The organism is Streptomyces sp. NPDC102514 (assembly GCF_055584525.1).
Genome location: NZ_JBVJLW010000014.1, coordinates 25164 through 48103 on the forward strand (window position 1 = coordinate 25164; position 22940 = coordinate 48103).

At 71.5% G+C, this 22940-nt stretch carries 23 protein-coding genes; 9 read left to right on the plus strand and 14 right to left on the minus strand.

The window, feature by feature from the left end:
* Positions 1–134: 134 nt before the first annotated feature.
* The 3 genes from ACZ60E_RS30870 (at position 135) to ACZ60E_RS30880 (ending at position 3167) form a co-directional block, all read left to right on the plus strand.
* The gene (locus ACZ60E_RS30870; RefSeq protein ID WP_469444683.1) at positions 135–803 is read left to right on the plus strand and encodes a TetR family transcriptional regulator; all 669 of its coding nucleotides are present in this window, start codon (positions 135–137) and stop codon (positions 801–803) included.
* Between the two features lie 173 nt (positions 804–976).
* Positions 977–2200 (plus strand): alpha/beta hydrolase, encoded by a 1224-nt coding sequence (locus ACZ60E_RS30875; RefSeq protein WP_469444684.1) that lies wholly within the window; start codon positions 977–979, stop codon positions 2198–2200.
* Between the two features lie 58 nt (positions 2201–2258).
* A complete protein-coding gene (locus ACZ60E_RS30880; RefSeq protein ID WP_384807559.1) occupies positions 2259–3167 on the plus strand; it encodes a DUF4429 domain-containing protein in 909 nt (302 codons plus the stop codon).
* A gap of 290 nt (positions 3168–3457) precedes the next feature.
* On the opposite strand, the gene ACZ60E_RS30885 is transcribed toward ACZ60E_RS30880, so the two are convergent.
* Both ACZ60E_RS30885 and ACZ60E_RS30890 read right to left on the minus strand, forming a co-directional pair.
* The gene (locus ACZ60E_RS30885; RefSeq protein ID WP_469444686.1) at positions 3458–4474 is read right to left on the minus strand and encodes an aldo/keto reductase; all 1017 of its coding nucleotides are present in this window, start codon (positions 4472–4474) and stop codon (positions 3458–3460) included.
* Positions 4471–4935, minus strand: coding sequence for a MerR family transcriptional regulator (locus ACZ60E_RS30890; RefSeq protein WP_384807451.1), 465 nt, complete (start codon positions 4933–4935; stop codon positions 4471–4473). Before ACZ60E_RS30890 ends, ACZ60E_RS30885 begins: the two co-directional genes overlap by 4 nt.
* 96 nt (positions 4936–5031) lie before the next feature.
* Between ACZ60E_RS30890 and ACZ60E_RS30895 the strand changes: the two genes are divergently transcribed.
* Positions 5032–5502, plus strand: coding sequence for a GNAT family N-acetyltransferase (locus ACZ60E_RS30895; protein WP_384807449.1), 471 nt, complete (start codon positions 5032–5034; stop codon positions 5500–5502).
* An 87-nt stretch (positions 5503–5589) separates the two neighbouring features.
* Positions 5590–6411, plus strand: a complete 822-nt coding sequence (locus ACZ60E_RS30900) for a serine hydrolase domain-containing protein (protein ID WP_384807447.1) — start codon at positions 5590–5592, stop codon at positions 6409–6411.
* Here ACZ60E_RS30900 and ACZ60E_RS30905 read toward each other — a convergent pair.
* The 11 genes from ACZ60E_RS30905 to ACZ60E_RS30955 all read right to left on the minus strand — a co-directional run bounded on the left by ACZ60E_RS30905 (position 6377) and on the right by ACZ60E_RS30955 (position 17814).
* A complete protein-coding gene (locus ACZ60E_RS30905) occupies positions 6377–6838 on the minus strand; it encodes a cupin domain-containing protein (RefSeq protein WP_453793757.1) in 462 nt (153 codons plus the stop codon). The genes ACZ60E_RS30900 and ACZ60E_RS30905 overlap by 35 nt on opposite strands.
* Positions 6835–7716 carry a cysteine hydrolase family protein gene (locus ACZ60E_RS30910; protein ID WP_469444688.1) on the minus strand — a complete coding sequence of 294 codons (882 nt, stop codon included), beginning with the start codon at positions 7714–7716 and terminating at the stop codon, positions 6835–6837. The genes ACZ60E_RS30905 and ACZ60E_RS30910 overlap by 4 nt, the downstream gene beginning before the upstream one ends.
* Positions 7713–9380 carry an amidase gene (locus ACZ60E_RS30915; RefSeq protein WP_469444689.1) on the minus strand — a complete coding sequence of 556 codons (1668 nt, stop codon included), beginning with the start codon at positions 9378–9380 and terminating at the stop codon, positions 7713–7715. The genes ACZ60E_RS30910 and ACZ60E_RS30915 overlap by 4 nt, the downstream gene beginning before the upstream one ends.
* Positions 9377–10456, minus strand: a complete 1080-nt coding sequence (locus ACZ60E_RS30920) for an acetamidase/formamidase family protein (RefSeq protein WP_469444691.1) — start codon at positions 10454–10456, stop codon at positions 9377–9379. The genes ACZ60E_RS30915 and ACZ60E_RS30920 overlap by 4 nt, the downstream gene beginning before the upstream one ends.
* Positions 10453–11970, minus strand: coding sequence for an amidohydrolase family protein (locus ACZ60E_RS30925; protein WP_469444693.1), 1518 nt, complete (start codon positions 11968–11970; stop codon positions 10453–10455). The genes ACZ60E_RS30920 and ACZ60E_RS30925 overlap by 4 nt, the downstream gene beginning before the upstream one ends.
* Positions 11967–12770, minus strand: a complete 804-nt coding sequence (locus tag ACZ60E_RS30930) for a creatininase family protein (protein WP_469444696.1) — start codon at positions 12768–12770, stop codon at positions 11967–11969. The genes ACZ60E_RS30925 and ACZ60E_RS30930 overlap by 4 nt, the downstream gene beginning before the upstream one ends.
* A gap of 93 nt (positions 12771–12863) precedes the next feature.
* A complete protein-coding gene (locus tag ACZ60E_RS30935) occupies positions 12864–13718 on the minus strand; it encodes an ABC transporter permease (RefSeq protein ID WP_384807435.1) in 855 nt (284 codons plus the stop codon).
* Positions 13715–14488 (minus strand): ABC transporter ATP-binding protein, encoded by a 774-nt coding sequence (locus tag ACZ60E_RS30940; RefSeq protein WP_384807434.1) that lies wholly within the window; start codon positions 14486–14488, stop codon positions 13715–13717. Before ACZ60E_RS30940 ends, ACZ60E_RS30935 begins: the two co-directional genes overlap by 4 nt.
* A gap of 32 nt (positions 14489–14520) precedes the next feature.
* Positions 14521–15594, minus strand: coding sequence for an ABC transporter substrate-binding protein (locus tag ACZ60E_RS30945; RefSeq protein ID WP_469444699.1), 1074 nt, complete (start codon positions 15592–15594; stop codon positions 14521–14523).
* Between the two features lie 56 nt (positions 15595–15650).
* Positions 15651–16373, minus strand: a complete 723-nt coding sequence (locus ACZ60E_RS30950) for a FadR/GntR family transcriptional regulator (RefSeq protein ID WP_384807430.1) — start codon at positions 16371–16373, stop codon at positions 15651–15653.
* Positions 16374–16737: 364 nt separating this feature from the next.
* Positions 16738–17814, minus strand: a complete 1077-nt coding sequence (locus ACZ60E_RS30955; RefSeq protein ID WP_469444701.1) for an aldo/keto reductase — start codon at positions 17812–17814, stop codon at positions 16738–16740.
* A gap of 125 nt (positions 17815–17939) precedes the next feature.
* Between ACZ60E_RS30955 and ACZ60E_RS30960 the strand changes: the two genes are divergently transcribed.
* Positions 17940–18800 carry a helix-turn-helix domain-containing protein gene (locus ACZ60E_RS30960; protein ID WP_469444703.1) on the plus strand — a complete coding sequence of 287 codons (861 nt, stop codon included), beginning with the start codon at positions 17940–17942 and terminating at the stop codon, positions 18798–18800.
* Positions 18801–18861: 61 nt separating this feature from the next.
* Here ACZ60E_RS30960 and ACZ60E_RS30965 read toward each other — a convergent pair whose 3' ends face one another.
* A complete protein-coding gene (locus tag ACZ60E_RS30965) occupies positions 18862–19521 on the minus strand; it encodes a pirin family protein (RefSeq protein WP_453793766.1) in 660 nt (219 codons plus the stop codon).
* Positions 19522–19602: 81 nt separating this feature from the next.
* On the opposite strand from ACZ60E_RS30965, the gene ACZ60E_RS30970 reads away from it, so the two are divergent.
* The 3 genes from ACZ60E_RS30970 (at position 19603) to ACZ60E_RS30980 (ending at position 22884) form a co-directional block, all read left to right on the plus strand.
* Positions 19603–20808, plus strand: coding sequence for a PucR family transcriptional regulator (locus ACZ60E_RS30970; protein ID WP_384807426.1), 1206 nt, complete (start codon positions 19603–19605; stop codon positions 20806–20808).
* Between the two features lie 89 nt (positions 20809–20897).
* Positions 20898–21830 carry an ACP S-malonyltransferase gene (locus ACZ60E_RS30975; protein WP_469444707.1) on the plus strand — a complete coding sequence of 311 codons (933 nt, stop codon included), beginning with the start codon at positions 20898–20900 and terminating at the stop codon, positions 21828–21830.
* Positions 21831–21852: 22 nt separating this feature from the next.
* Positions 21853–22884 carry a ketoacyl-ACP synthase III gene (locus ACZ60E_RS30980; RefSeq protein ID WP_384807423.1) on the plus strand — a complete coding sequence of 344 codons (1032 nt, stop codon included), beginning with the start codon at positions 21853–21855 and terminating at the stop codon, positions 22882–22884.
* Positions 22885–22940 lie beyond the last annotated feature (56 nt).

Genomic DNA, 22940 nt, shown 5'->3' on the forward strand with positions numbered 1-22940 from the left:
CGTTCGAGATTAGTGACAGCCGCTGACAATTGACAAACCAATTCACAATTCGGTAACTGACAAGTCATCCGCGGGGCGGACACGCGCGACGGATGGTCACCTGGGCGCCTCCCGGGGGACGGGAAAGAGGACTCATGGACACGGCACCCCGACCGGGCCTGCGCGAACGCAAGAAGCAGCGCACGCGGGACGCGCTGGTGCGGTCCGCCCTGGAACTGTTCACGGCCCACGGGTACGAGCGGACGACCGTCGACGAGATCGTCGAGGCGGTCGACGTCTCCCAGCGCACCTTCTTCCGCTACTTCGCCGGCAAGGAGGAGGCCGCCTTCGCCGTCCAGGAGATGACGGAGGCGCACTTCCTCGACGCGGTACGCCAACGCCCGCCCCACGAAGCACCCTTGGACGCGCTGCGCCGGGCCGTCATGGCGAGCTGGGACACCATCGGGGAGGCGATCGAGGCCGTCGTGCCGATCGAACTGCACATGCGCACCTACCAGTTGATCGAGTCGACCCCCGCGCTGCTCGCCACCCATCTGCGCCGCCACGAGGGACTGGAGGAGCAGCTGGCCCGGCTGATCGCGGACCGGGAGGGCATCGACGTGGACGCCGATCCGCGCCCGCGCGTGGCGGTGGCCCTGTTCGGCGGGGTGATGCGGCTGGCGGCCCGCCGGTGGGGCGCGGGCGACGACTTCAGCGTGGCCGCGATGCGTGAGCTGACCGCCTCGTATCTCGACGGGATGGGGCCCGCGTTGATCGAGAACTGGCACACGCGTGACGGAAGCGGCCACGGGGACGCGGAGTAACTCCTGCTGCACACAAAGTGGTGACCCTATGAGTACGGATCACCCCATGTGCGTACACAGTGTGATGGCCCGGCAAAGAGCAGGGCCACTTTGCCCCAATTACCCCAACGGAAACGTGATCCGCCTCACTCGGTTAACGCGAGACCCTCTCGTTCTCCTAGTGTGTCCTTTCAGTGACTTCCTTCGACTCCACCCCCCAACTCAACGTCTGGCGCATGTTGCTCGCGCTGGCCGTGGTGTTCGTGATGCTCGGGACCACCGGCTGGACCGCGGTACGCGGTCACAGAGGGGCGGCGACCCCGATCGCGGCCTCCCTCGCCGCCTGGGACCGCGGTCACATAGGCGGGCACCGGCTGCCGGACCCGGACGAGACGACGCCGATCCGGCTGGCCCAGTTCTTCGCCTCGCTCGACGCGCACCAGCGGACCCGGCTCGCCACCCGCTATCCGCTCGCGGTCGGCAACATGAACGGGGCGCCGGTGGCCCTGCGCTACCGCGCCAACCGGATCGCCCTCGGCCAGGCACGCAAGGTCGAGATCGCCCGCATGCGTGACAAACGGCTCTCCGCGATCGGCCAGCGCGACGCGGGCCGCCGGATGCACCGCTACCAGGCACTGATGGCCGGCGAGCGCCGCATCCTCGCCTTCGACCCGATGGGGTCGGGCCGCGTCGCCGAGGTCTTCGGAGACCTCGGCGGGGCCGAGCGGGTCTCGGTCGTGGTGCCCGGCGTCGACACCGACCTGCTGACCTTCCAGCGCACCGAGCGCCAGTACACCGCTCCGGTCGGCATGGCCAAGGCGCTGTACCGCGCCGAGCGGGAGGCCGGCCCCCGGACACGTACCGCCGTGATCGCGTGGGCCGACTACACGACACCGAACGGGCTCGGCATGGACGCCGCCACCGGCACCCGCGCCGAGGAGGGCGCGGTCCGGCTCGACGCCCTCGTCCGCGCGCTGCCCGGCCGCTCACGGGTCGCGCTCTACTGCCACAGCTACGGATCCGTGGTCTGCGGTGTGGCCGCCCACTCGCTGCCGCCCCGGGTCTCCGACATAGCGGTGGCGGGCAGTCCCGGCATGCGGGTCGAACGGGCCGCGCAACTGCGCACCGCGGCCCGGGTGTGGGCCGTACGGGACTCCGACGACTGGATCCAGGACGTACCGCATCTGGAGGTCGGCGGGCTCGGACACGGCGCCGACCCGATGTCCTCGGACTTCGGCGCGCGGGTGCTGTCCGCGCGCGGGGCGAAGGGACACACCGGGTATTTCGAGCCCGGGACCGACAGCCTGCGGAACTTCGCCGAGATCGGTATTGGCGCGTACCGCGCGGTCAGCTGCGCGCACGACGACGACGTGTGCCGGGAGGGTCTGCCCGGCACCGCTGAAGCCGGACGCGCGTAGAGGACGAGACAAGTGCGGGCCGCTCAGGGAGGGGACTAGGAAGCGCATGCCGCATACGATGGCCCGCATGGGTGACGTACTGGCCGGATTTCATGCCGCCTGGGAGTTCGAGTCCGACTCCGTGCTCATCCGCTTCGAACGGGGGATCCGCACACCGAAGCTGTTCCAGGCGCTCGGTGAGCGGCGCATCCCGCTCGACGCGATCGCGTCGGTGACGCTGACGCCCGGCAAGCGCGGGACGGTCGTCCTGCGCGCCGAGCCGCGGCCGGGCGCCGATCCGTTGATGGAGGCGGCCGCGGGGCAACTGAGGGACGTGTGCGACCCGTACCGGCTCGTGCTGCCCGCCGAGCGCGAGACGCTCGCCGAGTACTACGCGGACGAGCTGCGCGCGATGCTCGGGCCGCCGGACGCGGATCCGGTGGAGCGCTATCTCGTACGGGCACCGGAGACACCGCTCCAGTTCAAGGCGTACGACGGGAAGGCGTCCTTCGACGGGAAGTCCGTGGCCTTCCGGTGGTTCTGGACGGGGGCCTCGTCCGCGAAGTGGAAGGCCGGCGACCAGACGTTCGCCGTCGCCGACCTGTGCGGGGTGGAGTGGCGCTCGCCCGAGATCTTCGAGGGGCATCTGCGGCTGCTGCGGCGCGAGGCGGGGGGTGCGGGCGCGCAGCCGGGGCAGGCGGATCAGGATCCGGCCGCGGTCGTGTTCGGGCTGGGGTACGGGCCGGTGCACGAGTCACTGCCGTTCGCGGCTGCCGTGCTGGCGGCCGCGCGGTCCGGGGGGCCTGCGGTGCTGCCCGACGTGGCGTCGGGGCCGGCCGCCGGGGCGGTCGCGGTGGCCCCGCGGGCCCGGCGCGATCCGGCGGACATCGCCGAACGGATCCGGCACCTCGGTGAGCTGCATGAGGCGGGGCTTGTGACGGACGACGAGTTCTCGGTCAAGAAAGCGGAGCTTTTGGCGGAGCTTTGACGCTTGCAGCTGGGCTCGGGGTGCGGGGAAGTTCGCCGACTGCGGGCACGTCGTGGCTGGCCGCGCAGTTCCCCGCGCCCCTAAAAGCACTCCCGCCAGCCCGAAGATGAAAAGCAGGGGCGCAGCCCCGCTTTTCAGGGGCGCGGGGAACTGCGCGCTCAGCCACGACGTAGCCGCACCGGGCGAACCGGCGCCGGCCCACGCCTTCAAGGGGCGCGGGGAACTGCGCGACAAGCCCCCCAACGGGCCGCACCCGACGAACCGGCCCCGCCCCGCATCCGCAGGCCGCGCTACTCCCGGCCCGCCGAGGCGAACGTCATGTCCGCGTAGCGCGTGCCCGCGACGTCGGCTGCGATCGCGTTCAGGACGTCGAGATCGGAATCGGTCAGAGCGATCCGCGTCGCCGCCGTGTTCTCCTCCACCCGCGTACGCCGACGCGTACCCGGAATCGGCACGACCGGCAGCCCGTGCACAGCCGCCTGCCGATGCACCCAGGCCAGCGCGATCTGCCCCACGGACGCCCCGTGCGCCTCGGCGACCGTCCGGATCGAGTCGAGCAGGGCCGCGTTCCTCGCCGCGTTGTCGCCCGTGAAACGGGGCTGCTGACGCCGGAAGTCACCCGCGGTCAGCTCCTTGTCGGCGTCCGTGAAGGAGCCGGTGAGGAAGCCGCGCCCGAGCGGGGAGTACGGGACCAGGGTCACGCCCAGCTCGCGGGCCGCCGGAACGACCCCCGCCTCGATGTCCCGGCTGAACAGCGACCACTCCGACTGCACGGCCGCGATCGGATGCACGGCCTGCGCGGCCCGCAGCTCCCCGCCCGTCACCTCGCTCAGACCGAGCTGCTTGACCTTGCCCTCGCGGACCAGTTCGGCCATCACGCCGACGGTCTCCTCGATGGGGACGTCCACATCGCGGCGGTGCATGTAGTAGAGGTCGATCACGTCGACGTCGAGGCGCTTGAGGCTCGCCTCGACGGCCTGCCGGATGTACGGGCCGTCGTTGCGGATGATGCGCCGCGTCGGCTCGTCCGGCGGGATCGTCATGGCGAACTTCGTCGCGATGACCACCTCGTCGCGGTGCGCCGCGAAGAACGGCGCCAGGAACCGCTCGTTCTCCCCCTGCCCGTAGGCGTCCGCCGTGTCGTAGTGGGTGACGCCCAGTTCCAGCGCGCGCTCCAGCGTGGCCCGGGCCTCCTCGGCGTCCGTCGGACCGTACGCGAAGCTCATGCCCATGCAGCCGAGTCCCTGCACGCCGACCTCGGGGCCGCCCGTGCCGAGCGGTGCCTTCGCGATCCTGCTGTCCGTCATCGGGACCTCTCCGACGCCAGGGCCTGCCCGGCGTCCGCATAGAAATTGATCTTCCGGTCGAGCACGGCGAGGGTGTCCTGCAGCTCGGCGATCCGGGCCCGCACGTCCCGCCGCGTCGCTTCGAGCAGCTCGAAGCGGTCCGCGTACGTCTCGTCGCCCGCGCGCACCATCTCCGCGTACCGCACCATGTCGGCGACCGGCATCCCGGTCAGCCGCAGCTTGCCGACGAGGTCGAGCCAGTCGAGGTCGCGGTTGCTGTAGCGGCGCTGGCCCGTGTGCGAACGGTCGATGTGCGGCATCAGCCCGATCCGCTCGTACCAGCGGAGCGTGTGCGCCGTCAGGCCGGTGAACGCGACGACCTCGCTGATCGTGTACTGGTCCCGGCCGTCGGGGCGCCTCAGCGTCTGCGGCGGGGCTACGCAGATGTCGGTCCCGGGTTCCGTGGTCTCCATCACCGTCATGGCCCCCACGCTAAAACCTTGGAGTGCACTCCAAGCAAGCGGACGCGGATGAAATTCCGGCGACACGGGGCCGCCGCGGTGGCTAGCGTGCCGATCATGAGCCTTGTACGCCGGGCCGTGCCCGAGGACGCCGAGGAACTGCTCCGACTGCGTCAGGTACTGATCGACTCGATGCCGGGGGCGGACACGTCCACCGGCTGGCACGCCGAGTCCCTGGCCACCGTACGGGGTCGGCTGGCCGATCCCGACGGGGGTTTCGCGGCCTTCGTCGTCGATCATCCCGAGCGGGTGGGGGCGCTGGCCGCGCTGGTGGCGGGGACCCTGGAGTACCGGATCGGGCGGCCCGGGAATCCGCACGGGCGGATCGGTTACGTGTTCAGTGTCGCGACGGATCCCGGTGCGCGGCGGCGGGGGTATGCGCGGGCCTGTATGGAGGAGCTGGTGGTGTGGTTCCGGGAGCGGGGAGTCGGGCAGATCGATCTGACCGCCTCGGCGGAGGCTGCGCCGCTGTACGAGTCGATGGGGTTCGTCCGCACCCCGGATCCTCTTATGCGGCTTCGATTGTGACTGCGGCCCGGTGGGGGCTGGTCGCGCAGTTCCCCGCGCCCCTAGAGACGGAACCCGTGCCTTCACCGTGGTCGTAGGCTCTTGCTCATGTCTCTGCAGAGCCTCGCGCTGATCGAGAAGTGGCCCGTCCCCACCGCCGCGGCGGCTGTCGTGCGGGCGGACGGCACCCTGCTCGGGGCCCACGGCCCCACCGCACAGCCCTTCGCGCTGGCCTCCGTCACCAAACCCCTCGCCGCCTACGCCGTGCTCGTCGCGTACGAGGAAGGGGCCGTCGAGCTGGACGAGGCGGCCGGGCCGGAGGGGGCCACCGTGCGGCATCTGCTCGCGCACACGAGCGGCCTCGCCTTCGACGAACACCGGGTGACGGCTCCGCCCGGACAGCGGCGGCTGTACTCCAACGCCGGGTTCGAGCAGTTGGGCGAGCACGTCGCGAAGGCGACGGAGATTCCCTTCGGCGAGTATCTGAGGCAGGCCGTGCTCGAACCGCTCGGGATGACGTCGACGACCCTCGACGGCTCCCCCGCGAAGGACGGCGTCTCGACCGTCGACGACCTGGTCCGGTTCGCCGCCGAGGTGCAGGCGCCGCGGCTGCTCGACCCGCGCACGGTGGCCGAGGCGATGACCGTGCAGTACCCGGGGACGAAGGGCGTCCTGCCGGGCTACGGCCACCAGAACCCCAACGACTGGGGCCTCGGTTTCGAGATCCGCGACTCCAAGTCGCCCCACTGGACGGGCGGTTCGTCCTCCCCCCGCACCTTCGGCCACTTCGGTCAGTCCGGTACGTTCCTGTGGATCGACCCGGACGCGGGGCTCGCGTGCGTGGCCCTGACGGACCGGGCGTTCGGCACCTGGGCGACGGAGGTCTGGCCCGCGTTCACGGACGCGGTCCTGGCCGAACCGCGCCGCTGAGCACCGCCCGGTCGGCGTCGTCCCAGGCCGAGTCCGTCCCCGCGGTGACGAGCGAGGCGAAACCGCCGGGCATGGCCCCGCCGTCCTCGGCCATGATCGTGACGGTGTACATGCGTTCCGTGGCCGAGGTGTTCTCGATGCGGTGGAGCGAACCCGGCGGCAGCACGAGGACGTCCCCGGGGCCGATCGGCACGGAGTGCTCGTCGCTGTGGGCGGTGCCGTGGCCGGCGAGGACCACGAAGATCTCGGTGGACTCCGGGTGGGAGTTGTCGGGCTGGGCACCGCCGGGCTCCCAGACCTCGTAGAACACGCTGGTCGGCGAGTTGTCGGCCGGGCCCGCCAGCAGGGCGAGCCGGACCGTGTCCGTGGGTGAGATCAACTGCGGTGTCACCTGGTCCAGGCGGCGGAGGATGGGCGGGGTGCTCATACGGTGTCCTCGGGGTTCGGGGCGGTCGGATCGGCGGGCTCCGCCGTGAGGGCGTCCAGCAGGTCGGGGGTCGACGCGGTGAAGCCGTAGCACTGGCGGACGTTGTAGAGGGTCGCGTCGTGGCAGTAGGACGGCGAGGTCGTGGCGGACGCGTCGTCGAGCATGACGACGTCGTAGCCCAGGCACGCGGCGTCGATGAGCGTGGCGTACACGCACTGGTCGGAGTTGACGCCGGCGAACAGCAGCGTGTCCACGCGCAGATTGCGCAGGACACTGTCGAGCGGGGTGTCCCAGAAACCGCTCATCCGGTACTTGTCCACATGGAGGTCACCGGGCTCGGCGCTCACCCCGTCCACGAGGGCGGCGCCCCAGCTGTCCTTGGTCAGCACGGGGGCGCCCGAGGGTGCCGTGCGGGAGCCGATGCCCTCGCCGGTGCCCCGCGGGTCGTAGACGTGGGCCACGCCCGGCGGCAGGTTGGCCTGGTCGGGGCGGTTGCCCCAGTTCAGCCAGATCACGGGTATCCCGGCGGCGCGTGCGCCGGTGACCGCCCGCGCGCCGAGGCCGATGGCCGGTGCCAGGACCGATACGTCGACGCCGATACCGGCCAGCCAGCCGTCGGCGGCGCAGAAGTCGTTCTGCAGGTCCACGACGATGACGGCGGTGCGTGACGGGTCGAGGGTCAGGGGCGCCGGCAGGGCGGGAAGGGTGACGGACCGTTCGGGCAGGTGCGGGCGGTGCAGGTCCACCCTCCCGGCGACGCCGTTGCCCTTGCTGGTGCCGGTGCCGGTGCCGTTGCCGTTGCCGGGGAACTGCCAGCGGTTGCGGTGCCGCAGGGGTGCGCGGCCGTCGGGGACGACCGCCTCGGTACCGGTGTTCATCGACGGGCCTCCAGACCGGCGGCGAGGGCGAGCAGGGCGTGGTCCGTGCCGGGCGCGCCGAGCAGGCACACACCGGCCGGGCGGCCGTCGGGCAGTCGCAGCAGGGGCAGGGACAGGGCGGGCGCCCCGGCGAGCCCGGCGAGGCAGGTCATGCGCAGGGTCGCCGCCCGCTCCGCCTCGATCCGCTCACCGGTCGCGGTACGCCCCGGCGCCGGACCGGACGCCGAGGGGATCACCAGTACGGTGCCGGTCAGCCGGGTCCATAGCTGTTCGCGGGCCTCGGCGACGACCTCGCGCGCCTGGTCCGCCTGCCGTTCGGTCACCTCGGCCGCCTGCGCGAACCGGCTGCCGACATCCGCGCCGAGCGCACCCGGACGAGCCGTGATCCACGCGCCGTGGGCCTGCCATGCCTCCCACGCCTGGACCGTACGGAAGGCGGTGAACCACCGTTCCAGCACGGGGAGTTGCAGATCGTCCGACTCCGGCGGCGGGAGCTTTCCCGCGTCGCACAGTGCCTCGACGGTGGAGGCGAAGGCGTTCCGTACCTCCGTGCTCGCGAGTTCCTCCAGCACCGGCAGCCGTACCGTGCGGCGAGCGGCCACCGCGTCGTCCCCGCCCGGCTGCGGCGGCCCGAGCAGGGCCTCGGCGACCAGGGCGCAGGTGCGTACGTCGCGGGTGAGCCAGCCCACCGTGTCGAAGGACGGGGCCAGCGGCAGGACACCGGCCGTACTGATGGCGCCGTGCGTCGTACGCAGTCCGACCAGGCCCTGGTAGGAGGCCGGTACCCGGATCGAGCCCGCCGTGTCGGTGCCCAGGCCCACGTCCGCTTGGCCGAGTGCGACGGCGGCGGCCGGGCCGCTGGTGGAGCCGCCGCTGACGCTGCCGGGGGCCGCCGGGTTCGGCGGTGTGCCGTAGTGCGCGTTGGTTCCGGCGAGGCTGTACGCGAACTCGTCGGTGCGGGCGATGCCGACCGCGTGGGCACCGGCTTCGAGGAGCGCGGCGACGGCGGGAGCCGTGTGGGTACGCGGGCGCTGTTCGGCGAGCCAGGCGGGCACTCCCGCGCCGACCGGGTGGCCCGCGACGTCGAACAGGTCCTTCACGGCGAGGCCGTACCCGCCCAGCGGACCGGGTGCCGTGGCCGCCGCCAGCGGATCTCCGACGGTCCGCCAGACCGTACGGTCGAAGGCGCCCGACCCGGCGCCCGACCCGGCCCCGGAACCCGGCTGCGGGGCAGCGGTCGGCAGGCTCACATGGGCCGCGGCGACGGCCCAGCGGTCGCCGTCGAGCAGCCGCCACAGCTGGGTCTGCAGGCCGGTGGCGTCGCCGTCGCGGGTGCTCGCCATCAGCAGGGCCGCGTCGGGCGCGACCACCTGGACGTGCAGCTGGACGACGGCCCTGGTGGGGACCCTGGCGCGGGCCGAGCGGAAGCCCGCGATGGCGTCGTGGCCGACGAGGAGCGTCCGGCCGTCGCCCCGGACGGTGTGCGGGCCCGGCATGAACAGTTCGTCGAGGGTCGTGCGGTCGTTGGCCAGCAGGGCCGCGTCGTAGCGCCAGAAGGCGTCGAGCAGTCCGTCCGGCACCGCGTCGGGTGCGATCACCTCACACGTGTCGGCGGCAGTGGTCGCTGTGTCCGTCGTGTCTGTCGTGCTTGTGTGCGTCGTCACCACGCACTTCCTTCCACCAGGGCGAAGTCCGAGAGTCTGATGCGGGCGTGGACGCCCTTGACGACGTCCACCACCTGCGAGATGTCGAAGTCGGTCGCGGCGCTCAGGTACGCGTACGCCAGCTCGGGAGCCATGCCGAAGGACGCGCCCAGCACTTCCAGGGCGTTGCGGGCGCAGGCGGCGACCGCCTCGTCCAGGTCGGGGTCGAGGCCGGTCGGCACGAGGAACTGCGGGGTGCGCGCCACGGGGCCGCGGGCCGCGCCGAACAGTTCCGCGGCGCGCGCCGCGGGCACGACGTCGAATGTCAGCGTCGCGCGCAGCGGCGCTTCGAGGGCGGTCAGCGCGATCTCGCCGTTGCCCTGCGCCAGATGCGGGTCCCCGGCGTAGAAGCCGGCGCCCGGTACCTGCACCGGCAGGTAGAGGGTGCTGCCCTCGCGCAGCAGCGAGATGTCGAGGTTCCCGCCGTGCAGGCCCGGCGGGGTGGAGTGCAGCCGCTCGGGGCCGGGTGTGGCCACACCCATCACGCCGAGGAAGGGCGCGAGGGGGAAGCGGACGGGCCGTTCCGTCGCGCCGGGGACGAGCGGCAGGGTCGCCAGCGCGGTGGCCGGATCTGCCCCGTTCAGCCCGAGCACCGAGCAGAACACACTGGTCAGCGGGGAGTTCGAGGGGAAGGACTCGGGGAGCAGGCCCTTGGCGTGGCGGCTGGAGATCACTCCGTACGAGGTGCGCGGCAGGAGCCGGTCGACGTGGACGGCCAGGTAGTCGCCGACCTCGGCGCCGCGTATCTCGATCGGTCCGGTGACGATGTGCGGGCCGTCGGCGGGGGTGTGTGCGGCGTTCGCGGCGATCGCGACGGTGTCGGCCAGGACGTCCTCGGGGGCGACCCCGTGGCGGCCGAAGAAGGTGACGGGGTCGCGGCCCTGGTCCTCCATGACGCCCTCGTGGCTGACGGTGTCCAGGGTGATCTGCTCGCCCGGCTCGACGGAGAGCACCGGGGCGTCGTCGCCGCTGGGCAGGCGGCCCCACAGGGTCGTGGCCACCGTGGCACCGAGGTGCCGGCGTACGGCGGTCGTCATCGTTCCTCCGCGTGGTTCATGGGGTGCAGGGCGCCACGCGGGTGCGCGGCGGCCGGGACGGGAGCTGTCAGGCCGGGAGCGGTCCGGACAGGAGCGGTCCGGGCGGGTGCGGTCAGGACGGGCGCGGGAAGCCCTCGGTCGTGTGCCGCGCGGGCCATCCGGGCGTGCGTCTCCGCCGTGGCGTCGGCCGCCAGCGGATGCGCCGGCCGGCCGTCGGCGGCGACCCGCCGCCCGCCCACGTAGACCTCCTTGAGGTTGCGCAGTCCGCAGGCCAGGACGTATCCCGCGTACGCGTCCCAGACCGGACCGGTGTCCGGGTCGGCCGGGTCGACCACCAGGAAGTCGGCGAACTTGCCCGGTTCGAGGCTGCCGATCCGGTCGTCGGCGCCGAGCACCTCGGCCGAGCCGAGGGTGTGCAGGCGCAGTACCTCGCGCGGCATCATCACCGACGCCCGCGAGTGCGCTGCGCGCAGCGCGTACAGGCCGATCCGCATGTTCTGGAAGGGGTCGGAGACGTCCGTGCAGGACTGGTCGTCCAGGCCCATGCCGACGCGGATGCCGCGCTCGCGGTAGCGGGCGATGTCGGCGAATCCGGAGCCCAGCCGCCCGTTGGAGGCCGGCTGCCACACGACGGCGCTGCCGCTGGCCGCCACCGCGTCGATCATCTCGTCGGTGGGGTGGACGAAGTGCCCGAACAGCATGTCCGGTCCGAGCGCCCCGGCCTTCGCGTACCAGTCGAACTTGGCCTGCTGGGCCTCGATGTTCTCGGCCGTCTCCACGAAGTGCGCCTGGTTGAGCACCCCGTGGTGCCGCATGGTCTCGGCTTCCAGGGCCGCCGTGTCCGGCGAGTCCGACCACTGCACGGCGCCGTAGACGGAGGCGCCGAGGAAGGCGTCCCGCGGGATGCGTCCGCGTGCCTCGCCGGCCATCCCGGCGAAGTTGTCGCGGGCGCCGTCGGGTCCGAACTCCTGGTCGTCCAGGCGGATCGCGGTCATCACGCGCAGCCCGGAGCGGGCCGCGGCGTCGAACTGGCGGGTGAGGAACTCCTCGGGGTGGACGGCACCCGGTACATCGCGGTGGGTGTCCCGGTCGTACATCCACAGCACCCGGTTCTGGGCGAAGTTGTACGCCGAGGTGATGCCGTTGCCGAGGAAGTCCAGGCAGCCGTGCAGGGCGAACCAGTACATGTCCTCGGGGCCGGCGCCGAGCAGGATGTCGTTGTTGGCGCGCAGCCAGGGGTAGAGCGTCTCCCCCGCCGCGAGTCCGCGCAGTCCCGAGGTGTGCAGGTGACTGTGGGCGGAGACGAACCCGGGGGCGACGATCTTCCCGGACGCGTCGAGCACGGTGCCTTCGAGGGCCGGGGGTTCGCCGGGGCCGATGCCGGTGATGCGGCCGTCGGCGCCGACCGTGAACCATCCGGTGAAGGGGTCCTGGCCGTCGGCCATGGTGAGCAACAGGGCGTTGACGACCGTCAGTTCGGTCGGCTCGGCCGGTTCGGTCGGCCCGGCCGTCATGCGGTGCTCCCGTCGAGCGCGGGGAACGCGAAGTCCCGTACCTCGGTGAGTGCTTCCGCGAGCAGGCCGCTCCAGTGGTCCAGGAGCAGTCTGCCGGTGTCGGCGTTCGCCCCGGTCGGGTCGCCGACGACACCGGAGGCCGACACGTCGTCGATCAGCCAGGCGGTGGGGACCACGCCCTCCAGGGTGAGGTGCTTCTGCGTGCGGTAGAACGCGCCGACCGTCAGTCCGTCCGCGACCGCCTTGTCCGGCTTGACGAGTTCCGGTGCGATCGCCATCACCAGGGAGGTCTCCAGGAAGCCGCCGTGGATGCCGAAGGGGTCGGGGTCCTCCACCGTGTCCGGGAGGGCGAACCGCGACGGCATGATGGAGAAGACCTCCAGGCCGAAGCGGTGCCGGATGTCGCGTGACACCACGTCCAGGAGACTCGGCTGTCCGCCGTGGCCGTTGACGAAGACGAGCTTGCGCACTCCGCCGGCGGCAAGCGATTCGCCGAGGTCCAGGCAGACCGACAGCAGGGTGTTCGTGGACATGGCGATGGTTCCGGCGCGGCCCAGGTGCTCGGTGGACTTGCCGTAGTGCAGGGTCGGCAGGACCCAGGTGCCGCTGTCGGGACCGAGCCGGCGCACCGCGCTGCGGGCGATGGTCTCGGCGGTCAACGCGTCGGTGATCAGCGGCAGATGGGCGCCGTGCTGTTCCACCGCTCCGATCGGCTGGACCACCACGGTGCGGTCCTTGGCGAGGCCCGCGACGTCCTCGGTGGTGAGGTCGGCCCACATGCGGGTGCTGTCGTCGTTCATGGTGATTTCCTGTCGTTCTTCTTCGGCGGGCTTCAGCGAGCTTCGGCCGGCTGCGCCGGGCTTCGGCGGGCGGCTCGTCCTGCGGTCGGCGGCCTATTCGTCGGTCGGCAGCGCCGACTCGTGCCACTTGCCGAGCAGGAACCTCTCGGCGCCCACGACGACCGCGAACAGCAGCAGCGACACGACACTCGCGCCGAACACCGCGAGGAACAGCTGAGGCGTACGCAGCTGCACCGCGCTCTCGGTGATGACGTACCCGAGGCCGCCCGCGCCGCCGCCGACACCGGCCACGAACTCGCCGACGATCGCGCCGATCACGGAGGCACCGGCGGCGACCCGCAGCCCGGTCAGGATCTCCGGCAGCGCGCCCGGCAGCCGCAGGAACAGCAGTTGGACGCGGGCGGGGGCGCCGGCCATCGAGTAGAGCTGGACGAGGTTGCGGTCGATGGACTTCAGGCCCTGGAGGGTGTTCGCGGCCACCGGGAACAGCGCGATCATCGCGGCCACCATGGTGTTGGTGGCCATACCGGGGCCGAGCCACACCACGAACAGCGGCGCGATCGCCACGATCGGGATGGTCTGGAGCAGGATCAGGTAGGGGTACAGGCTGCGTTCCATCAGCCGCCAGCGCCCCATCACCAGCGCGCTGCTCACGCCGACCACCGCCGCGAGCACGAAGCCCAGCACCGACTCGCGCAGGGTCACCCAGGTCGGCGTGAGGATGGAGTCGGCCTCGTGCAGGACGGTGTCCACCATCGTCATGGGTGAGGGCAGCATGTACCCGGGGATGTCGAAGGCGACGATCACGAGCTGCCACAGGGCGATCATCACCACCAGCGCGCCCAGCGGCGGCAGTACGGTCCGCAGGGCCACGGGCCGCCCTGCGCGCGGGGACTTGGCGGGCTGCGCGTCCTCGACGGAGGTCCGCGCGGTGTCGAGCACGGTCATATCCCCGCGCCTCCCAGCATGGTCGAGATCTCGGTGCGCAGTTCCCGCAGCGCGGCGTCGTCGCGCGGGGCGGCGGGGTCCGTGGTGGGCGGGCTCGGGGAGCGGAACACCTCGATGACGCGCCCCGGGCCCGTCCCCATCACGGCCACCTGATGGCCGAGGCGCACGGCCTCGGGGATGGAGTGGGTGACGAACATGACGGTGACCTGGCGGGTGCGCCACAGGTGGAGCAGTTCGACGCCCATCTTCTCCCGGTTGAACTCGTCCAGGGCGGCGAACGGCTCGTCCATCAGCAGCAGTTCGGGGTCGCTGGTGAGGGACCGGGCGAGCGAGGCGCGCATCTTCATGCCGCCGGACAGCTCCCGCGGGTAGGACTTCTCGAAGCCCTGGAGGCCGACCAGGTCGATCGCCTTCTGTGCGCGTTCGCGCCGTTCGGCGCGGGGTACGCCCTGGAGTCTGGCGACGAGTTCGACGTTGGCGCGGATCGAGCGCCAGGCCAGCAGGGTCGGGTCCTGGAAGACGTACGACATGCGGTCGGTGCGGCGGTTCATGGTGCCGCTGGTCGGGGCGGTCAGGCCGGCCGCCATGCGCAGCAGGGTCGACTTGCCGCAGCCGGAGGGGCCGACCAGGGCGGTGATCTCGGACCGGGGCAGCCGCAGGTCGATGGGGGCCAGGGCGCGGAAGCCGCTGTTGTAGACCTTGTCCGCGCCGTCGAAGTCGACGAGCGGGCCGAGGTCCGCGGCGGGGTCGTGCACGGTGGCTGTACTCATGGGTGTCGCTCCTTTCCGTCGGCAGGAGTCCGTCAGTAGGAACCGTCGGGCGCGGCGGGGAGGGCGGACGGCGCGGCGACCTTCGGGAGCAGTGAGGAGTCGTAGAGGTCGGCGGCCTTCGGGGTGGTCTTGAGCTGGCCGAGCTGCTTCATCTGGTCGATGAGGGTGTTCCAGCGGTCGGCGGTCATCGTGCCGAGCTGCTTCCTGCCGTCACCCGCGACGACGTACTTGCGCTGCTTGTCCCACGCGTACCAGACGCTTCCGCTGGTCTGCTGGTCGTTGGCCTTGAGGATGGCGGCGTTGGCGGTCTTGGCGACGCTCACGTCACCCATGTAGTCCTGCCAGCCCTGCATGCTCGCCGCGAGGAAGGCGGTCAGTTCCTCGCGGTGGCTCTTGAGGTAGGACTCGGAGGTGAAGAAGACGTCGTTGTACGGGTTGTAGCCGGAGTCGGAGAACGGGATGAAGTCGACCTTCACTCCGGCCTTCTCCGCCTGGTACGCCTCGTTGGTGGGCCAGCCCTGCTGGACGAGGCTGTCCTTCTTGAGGAAGTTGGCGATGGAGCCCTGGTAGACCTGCGTGGAGAAGTCGATGCCGGTCTTCTTCTTGACCCACGCCGGGCCGAGCTGGCCGGTCTGCGTCACCCAGGTCTTGCCGTCCATGTCGTCGAAGGACTTGATGTCCGCGTCCGCGTGTGTCATCACGCCGACCGGGTTGTCCTGGTAGAGGGCGCCGATCGCGACGATCGGGATGCCCTGCTGCTGGGCCTGGACGATCCCGGCGGCGTCGGCGAATCCGACCTGCGCGCGGCCCGCGGCGACGAGCTGGGTGGCCGAGACCTGGGGGCCGCCGGACTGCAGGGTGACGTCGAGCTTCCGGTCGTCGTACAGACCCTCGGCCTTCGCCGCGAAGAAGCCGCCGCCCTCGGCGTCGGCGTACCAGGGCAGGACCACCTTGAAGTCGGTGGTGCCGCCGGACCCGGCCGCCGCGGAGGTCGAGGAGGAGTCGGAGCCGCAGGCCGACACGGCGACCAGGGCGAGCGCGGTGGCCGAGACGGCGACGGCGGTGCGGGACGGCCGGGCATGCCGGAGGAAGGTCTGGAGGTGCATGGGGTGCTCTTTCGGGGAGGGGCCGGTGGATGGATCTGCCGGGCCGGATCAGAACGTCAGAACGAAGGCAGGTTGTTCTTCGTGAGATGCGTGACGTCCGCGAGGTGCGCCAGCATCGCGTCCCGGGCCGCGGCGCCGTTGCCGCTCCGTACTGCGGTGAAGATGAGCTGATGGCCGAGGTGCGAGGAGCGCCTGGCCTCGTCGGTGCCGTGGGAGAAGGCGCGTACCGACTCCGTCCAGCTGTTGGCGAGTGAGTTGAGGGCCACCATCAGCGGGTTCTGCGACGCCTGGGCGAGCAGCATGTGGAAGGTGATGTCCGCCCTCAGGGACTCCTCCTGGGTGAGGTCGTCACGGGCGGTGGTCTCCAGCACCCGTTCCAGCGCGTACAGGCCGGCCTTGGTGGCGCGTTCCGCGGCGAGCTGGGCGAACTTGGGCTCGATCGTCTCGCGCAGCTCCGCCACATCGCGCAGGGTCCGCTCGGACTCGGGCATCTCCTCGTACACAGTGCGTACGTGGGCGGGTGCCTCCAGCACGATGGTGCCGCGGCCCGGCCTGCGTTCGACGACCCGCTTGGCCTCCAGTTCGTGCATGGCCTCGCGCAGTGAGGCCCGCGAGACCTTGAGCACCTGCGCCAGTTCGCGTTCGGCGGGCAGCTTGGTGCCGGGTGCCAGGGAACCGCTGCTGATCAGTGTCTCGATGTGGGCGACGATCTCGCTGCTCACACTTGTCGACTGCCGCACGAACGCGTCGAACGTGACCGACTTGATCGACTTGTCCAACGCCATTCCTCCCGGACCGGTAGGTGTGATGGTCAGACCATCTGATGAAGCGAACGTACGGCCGATCATTTTCAGCCGGAAGACTTCACGGACATTGGGAACAAGACGTTTACACGGGACGCATGGGCGTAACAACGGCCCGTACGCCGATACCGGGCGGCAGAGAAGCGCAACGACGGACGGCGGGCGCCCAGGGCGACCCGCCGAACCGAAGAGAAAAGAAGCGCAACTCCGTTCCGCAGCAACGGAGTAGGGACCGAAGGCGGGCGAGCGCACCTCCGGGGCGAGCACCGACGGCCTCACGACGCCGGGCACCCCGGCCGGCCGGCGCGGCCCGAAACCTCCTGGACATCTGCCACGGGTGTCAGCGGCGGGACTCGATCCGCAGGTCGCCCGCGGTCACCCGGCGGATGTGGTCACCGGCGAGCATGTCGTGCGGGAAGCCGAGGCCGATACGGCTCGCCCCGTCGAGGCGGGCCAGCTGGGCGGCGGTGAAGTCGACCTCCAGGGCGCCCAGGTTGCCCTCCAGCTGCGCGGGGGTGCGGGCGCCGAGGACCGGCGCCGTCACAGCCGGGTTCCGCAGCGTCCAGGCCAGCCCGACCTGCGCGGGCGTGCGGCCCAGTTCCGCCGCGACCTCCTTCACCACGTCGGCGACGGCGAGGGTGCGTTCGGTGACCGTGCCCAGGGCGAGGTTGAAGTTCTTGCGGGTGCTGTCGCCGGGCGCCGCGTCCGTCGCGGTCAGGTCGTCGCGGCTGTACTTGCCGGTGAGCACCCCGCCCGCCAGCGGCGAGTACGGGACCACGCCGAGCCCCATCTCACGGGCCATGGGGATCAGGTCGCGTTCGCCGGTGCGCTCGATCAGGTTGTACTCGATCTGCAGGGCGACCAGGGGCGACCAGCCGCGCAGATCGGCGATCGCCTGCATGCGCGACACCTGCCAGGCCGGGGCGTTGGAGATCGCCACGTACAGGATCTTGCCCTGGCGGACCAGGTCGTCCATGCCGCGCAGGATCTCCTCGACCGGGGTCGTGAAGTCCCACACGTGCAGGTAGAGAAGGTCCAGGTAGTCCGTGTTCAGCCGGCGCAGACTGGCCTCCACCGACGCGAACAGGCTCTTGCGGTGGCTGCCGCCGGAGTTGGGGTCGCCGGGCCGGCGCAGTGTCGTGTACTTCGTCGCCAGCACCAGGCTCTCGCGGCCGACGCCGGCGCGGGCGCCGGTGAATTCGCCGAGCAGGCGCTCGGAGCTGCCGTCGGTGTACGTGTTGGCGGTGTCGATGAAGTTGCCGCCGCGCTCCACGTAGAGGTCGAACAGTCTGCGCGCCTCGTCCCGCTCGGCGCCCCAGCCCCACTCGGTGCCGAAGGTCGCCGTGCCCAGGGCCAGCGGTGAGACCCGCAGCCCGGAACGGCCCAGCAGCCGGTAGGTGTCGAGGGTGAGTGACATGGTGGTGTTTCTCCTGTGCTCGCTCGTGATCCGTCGTCGACAGCGAGTCTGCGAGCGCCCCGGGACAGGGGTAAGGGAAGGATCTTCCTGGGAACAGCGGTCCCACCCTGACTGTTGGGTCGGACATGACGACCAGCTCGACGACCCGCTCGACGGACCGCACCGTGGACGCGACACAGGAACTGGCCGCGTTCCTGCGGACCCGGCGCGAACGCCTGGACCCGCACGACCTCGGGCTGCCCGCGCGCCGGCGGTCCCGGCGGACCCCGGGACTGCGCCGCGAGGAGGTCGCCGAACTGGCCGGGGTCAGCGTCGACTACGTCGTCAGGCTGGAACAGGGACGTGGACTGCGGCCCTCGGTGGACGTGCTGGCCGCGCTGTCGCGGGCCCTGCGCCTGACCCCCGACGAACGCGCCTACCTCTTCGACCTGTCCCGGCAGCGCCGCCCCGACGACGCCGACGAGCCCGCCACCACCGCGGCGCCGACCCTCGCCCGGCTGGTCGGCGACCTGTCACCCCTGCCTGCCATGGTGCTGAACCACCGCTACGACATCCTGGCCTGGAACCGTGAGATGGCGGGGCTGCTGGTGGACTTCGCCGCCCTGCCGCCGTCGCAGCGCAATTCGATGTGGATGTGCCTGATGCATCCGCGGACCCGCGAGCTGTACGTCGACCGCGAACGCGTCGTACGGGAGGGGGTGGCCCATCTGCGTGCCGCGTGGGCCGCGCATCCCGAGGACCGGGCCCTGAGCGACCTCATCGTCGAGTTCAGTACGCACGACGAGCAGTTCGCGCGGATGTGGGCCGAGCGGGACGTCAAGGTCAAGGGCCGCGGACGCAAGGTCATGCGGCATCCCGAGGCCGGCGAGATCGCGGTGGACTTCGAGGTGCTCACCCCGATCCAGGATCTGGACCAGCGGGTGGTGATCTACCGGCCCGCCGACGACGAGAGCCGGTCGGCGATGGCCCGCCTGCCCACCCGCTGACGCCGCCCGCACGATGGTGCCGTCTGCACGGTGACGCCGCCCGTACGGTGACGTCCGGCCCTCAGCCGGTCGCCATCTCCCACAGCAGCAGCTCCGCCGCCCCGCGCGCCACCGCCTCCAGATCCTTCGCGTCCCCGACACGGGCCGCGTCCCCGGGGCCCAGCACCTCGCCGCCCAGCAGCACTTCGCCGCGTACGACATGCGCGTACAGGAAGCGTGCGTCGGGGATCGCGGTCCGCTGTCCCGGGACGAGGCGGCGTACGTGGAGCATCGCCCCCGCCGCCGGGAGCGCGTACGGCGTGGAGTCCGCGATGCCGTGGACGACCTCGTACGCGGGGTCGCCGCCCGGCTCCAGGGGGGCCAGCCACATCTGGACGAAGCGCAGGGGCACCTCGCCGTCGTTGCGTTCGACGTGGCGGACCCCGCCCGCCGAACTGAGACGCTGCACGTCCCCGGGGCGTACGAGCGACTCGTGGCCCGTGGAGTCCCGGTGGGTCAGCTCGCCCTCGACGACCCACGTGACGATCTCGGTGTGGCTGTGCGGATGCTCGTCGAAGCCCGCGCCGGGCGCCAGGCGTTCCTCGTTGCAGGCGATGACCGCACCGAAGCGGAGGTTGTCCGGGTCGTAGTGCGGGCCGAAGGAAAAGGCGTGCAGGGACTCGATCCCGGCCGCCGGGTCGCCTCCGCGGTAGCGCTCACCGGCGCGCCGTACGTCCATCACGCGACCCACGGTAGACCCGCCGGGCGTGCCGCCTGCGACCCTCCGCCGCATCCTGCCGTCCGGATAAGGCAGTCTTGTTCCGTGCCCGAACCCGAATCCAGCAACACCGAACGCGCCGCGCGCGCCGCCCACGCGCACACCGCGACTCTGAAGCGGCTGGAGAAGTCGTCCGGCAGTCTCGCCGCCCAGGCCATCGCACGCATGGACGAGACGCTGTCCTGGTACCGGGCGATGCCCCCGGAGAACCGGTCGTGGATCGGCCTCGTCGCACAGGCCGGTATCGCCGCGTTCACTGAGTGGTTCCGGTATCCCGATGCCCCGCAGGCGATCTCCACGGACGTCTTCGGCACCGCGCCGCGCGAGCTGACCAGGGCGATCACCCTGCGCCAGACCGTGGAGATGGTGCGTACGACGATCGAGGTGATGGAGTCCGCGATCGACGAGGTCGCGGCCCCGGGCGACGAGAACGTCCTCCGCGAGGCGCTGCTCGTGTACGCCCGGGAGATCGCCTTCGCCACCGCCCAGGTGTACGCGCAGGCCGCCGAGGCACGCGGTGCCTGGGACGCCCGCCTGGAGTCGCTCGTCGTGAACGCGGTGCTCTCCGGAGAGGCCGACGAGGGAGCGGTGTCCCGGGCCGCGGCCCTCGGCTGGAACTCGCCCGAGCATGTGTGCGTGGTGCTGGGCACGGCACCCGACGGCGACAGCGAGCTGACCGTCGAGGCCATCCGGCGGGCCGCCCGGCACGCCAAGCTCCAGGTGCTCACCGGCGTCCTCGGTGACCGGCTGGTCGTCATCGCGGGCGGCAGCGACAACCCCCTGGCCGTCGCCAAATCGCTGATCGGGCCGTACGCCGCGGGGGCCGTGGTGGCCGGTCCCGTGGTCCCCGACCTGCTGGCCGCGACCCGGTCCGCGCAGGCCGCCGCCGCCGGGCTCAAAGCGTGTTTCGCCTGGCAGGACGCGCCCCGGCCGGTACTGGCGGACGATCTCCTGCCGGAGCGCTCGATCGCCGGTGACCCGGCGGCGCGCGACCAGCTGGTGGAGGAGATCTACAGACCGCTCGAGGAGGCCGGGTCGGCGCTCCTGGAGACCCTGAGCGTGTATCTCGAACAGGCGAGCAGTCTCGAAGGCGCGGCCAGGATGCTCTTCGTGCACCCCAACACCGTGCGCTACCGGCTTCGACGTGTGACTGACGTCACCGGCTGGTCGCCTTCCGACGTACGTTCGGCGTTCACGTTGCGGATCGCGCTGATCCTGGGGCGTCTGGCCGATGGAGATCCCCAGCTCTAGGCTTTTGTCGGGGACCTACAATTCCCCCTCCTGTTCTTCGTCCCTGTCCCCACGGGCGGCCGTGCCCGTTCACAAGAGAGAGTGTGAGAGTGCTCGTACTCGTCGCTCCCGGCCAGGGCGCCCAGACGCCCGGCTTCCTGACTCCTTGGCTCGACCTCCCCGGCGCCGCCGACCGCGTCGCCGCGTGGTCGGACGCCATCGGGCTCGACCTTGCCCACTTCGGCACGCAGGCCGACGCGGACGCCATCCGGGACACCGCCGTCGCCCAGCCGCTGCTGGTCGCCGCGGGTCTCCTGTCCGCCTCGGCACTCGGTGCCACGGCGCCCGGCGCCGCGGTACCCGGCGCCGTCGCGGGGCACAGCGTCGGCGAGATCACGGCCGCCGTCCTCGCGGGCGTCCTGGACGAAACAGCCGCACTGACGCTCGTGCGCAAGCGGGGTCTGGCGATGGCCGAGGCCGCCGCCGTCACCCGGACCGGAATGTCGGCGCTGCTCGGCGGCGACCCCGAAGTGACGATCCCGCACCTGGAGAAGCTGGGCCTGACCCCGGCGAACGTGAACGGCGCGGGCCAGATCGTGGCCGCCGGCACGCTGGAGGAGCTGGCCGCCCTGGAGGCGGACAAGCCCGAGGGCGTACGCCGGGTGGTGGCTCTGAAGGTCGCGGGCGCGTTCCACACCCGTCACATGGCTCCGGCGGTCGACGTCCTCGCGCAGGCCGCGGCGGAGCTGTCACCGGCCGACCCGAAGCTCACGTACGTCTCGAACAAGGACGGCCTCGCCGTCACCACGGGGGCCGAGGTCGTCTCCCGGCTGGTCGGTCAGGTCGCCAACCCGGTCCGCTGGGACCTGTGCATGGAGACCTTCAAGGAACTCGGCGTGACCGCGATGGTCGAGATGTGCCCCGGTGGCACACTGACCGGTCTCGCCAAGCGCGCGCTGCCCGGCGTGAAGACGCTGGCGCTGAAGACACCCGACGACCTCGAAGCGGCTCGCGAGCTCATCGCCGAGCACGCCTCGGCCTGAGCGCGTAAGGAGTCGACTGAGCATGTCGAAGATCAAGGCCCGCAAGGGCGCCCCGTTCGCGCGGATCCTCGGTGTGGGCGGCTACCGCCCGGTTCGTGTCGTCCCGAACGAGGTCATCCTCGAACGCATCGATTCGTCCGACGAATGGATCCGTTCGCGCTCCGGCATCGAGACCCGGCACTGGGCCAACGCCGAGGAGACCGTCGCCGCGATGTCGATCGAGGCGTCCGGCAAGGCGATCGCCGACGCCGGGATCAACGCCGAGCAGATCGGCGCCGTCGTCGTCTCGACCGTCTCCCACTTCAGCCAGACCCCGGCCGTCGCCACCGAGATCGCCGACAAGCTCGGCACGGCGAAGGCCGCGGCCTTCGACATCTCGGCGGGCTGCGCCGGCTTCGGCTACGGACTGACTCTCGCCAAGGGCATGATCGTGGACGGCTCCGCGGAGTACGTGCTGGTCATCGGCGTCGAGCGGCTGTCCGACCTGACCGACCTGGAGGACCGCGCGACGGCCTTCCTGTTCGGTGACGGCGCGGGCGCGGTCGTCGTGGGCCCCTCCGAGGAGCCGCACATCGGCCCCACGGTGTGGGGTTCCGAGGGCGACAAGTCCAACACCATCAAGCAGACCGTGCCCTGGGACCGGTTCAGGAGCGGGGACGTGTCCCAGCTGCCCCTGGACTCCAAGGGCGAGGTCAAGTTTCCCGCGATCACGCAGGAAGGCCAGGCGGTGTTCCGCTGGGCCGTGTTCGAGATGGCCAAGGTCGCCAAGGAGGCGCTGGAAGCCGCCGGACTCACTGCGGACGACTTGGACGTCTTCATTCCCCACCAGGCCAACGAGCGGATCATCGACTCGATGGTGAAGACTCTCAAGCTGCCGGAACACGTCACGGTCGCGCGTGACGTGCGCACCACCGGTAACACCTCGGCCGCCTCGATCCCGCTCGCTATGGAGCGGCTCCTGGCGACCGGCGAGGCGAAGAGCGGCGACACCGCGCTCGTCATCGGCTTCGGGGCGGGTCTCGTGTACGCCGCGACGGTCGTTACCCTCCCCTAGGCACACCGTCCGGAACTTTCCGGGCGGTCGTACCGCCACACCCTCTGGATACACAA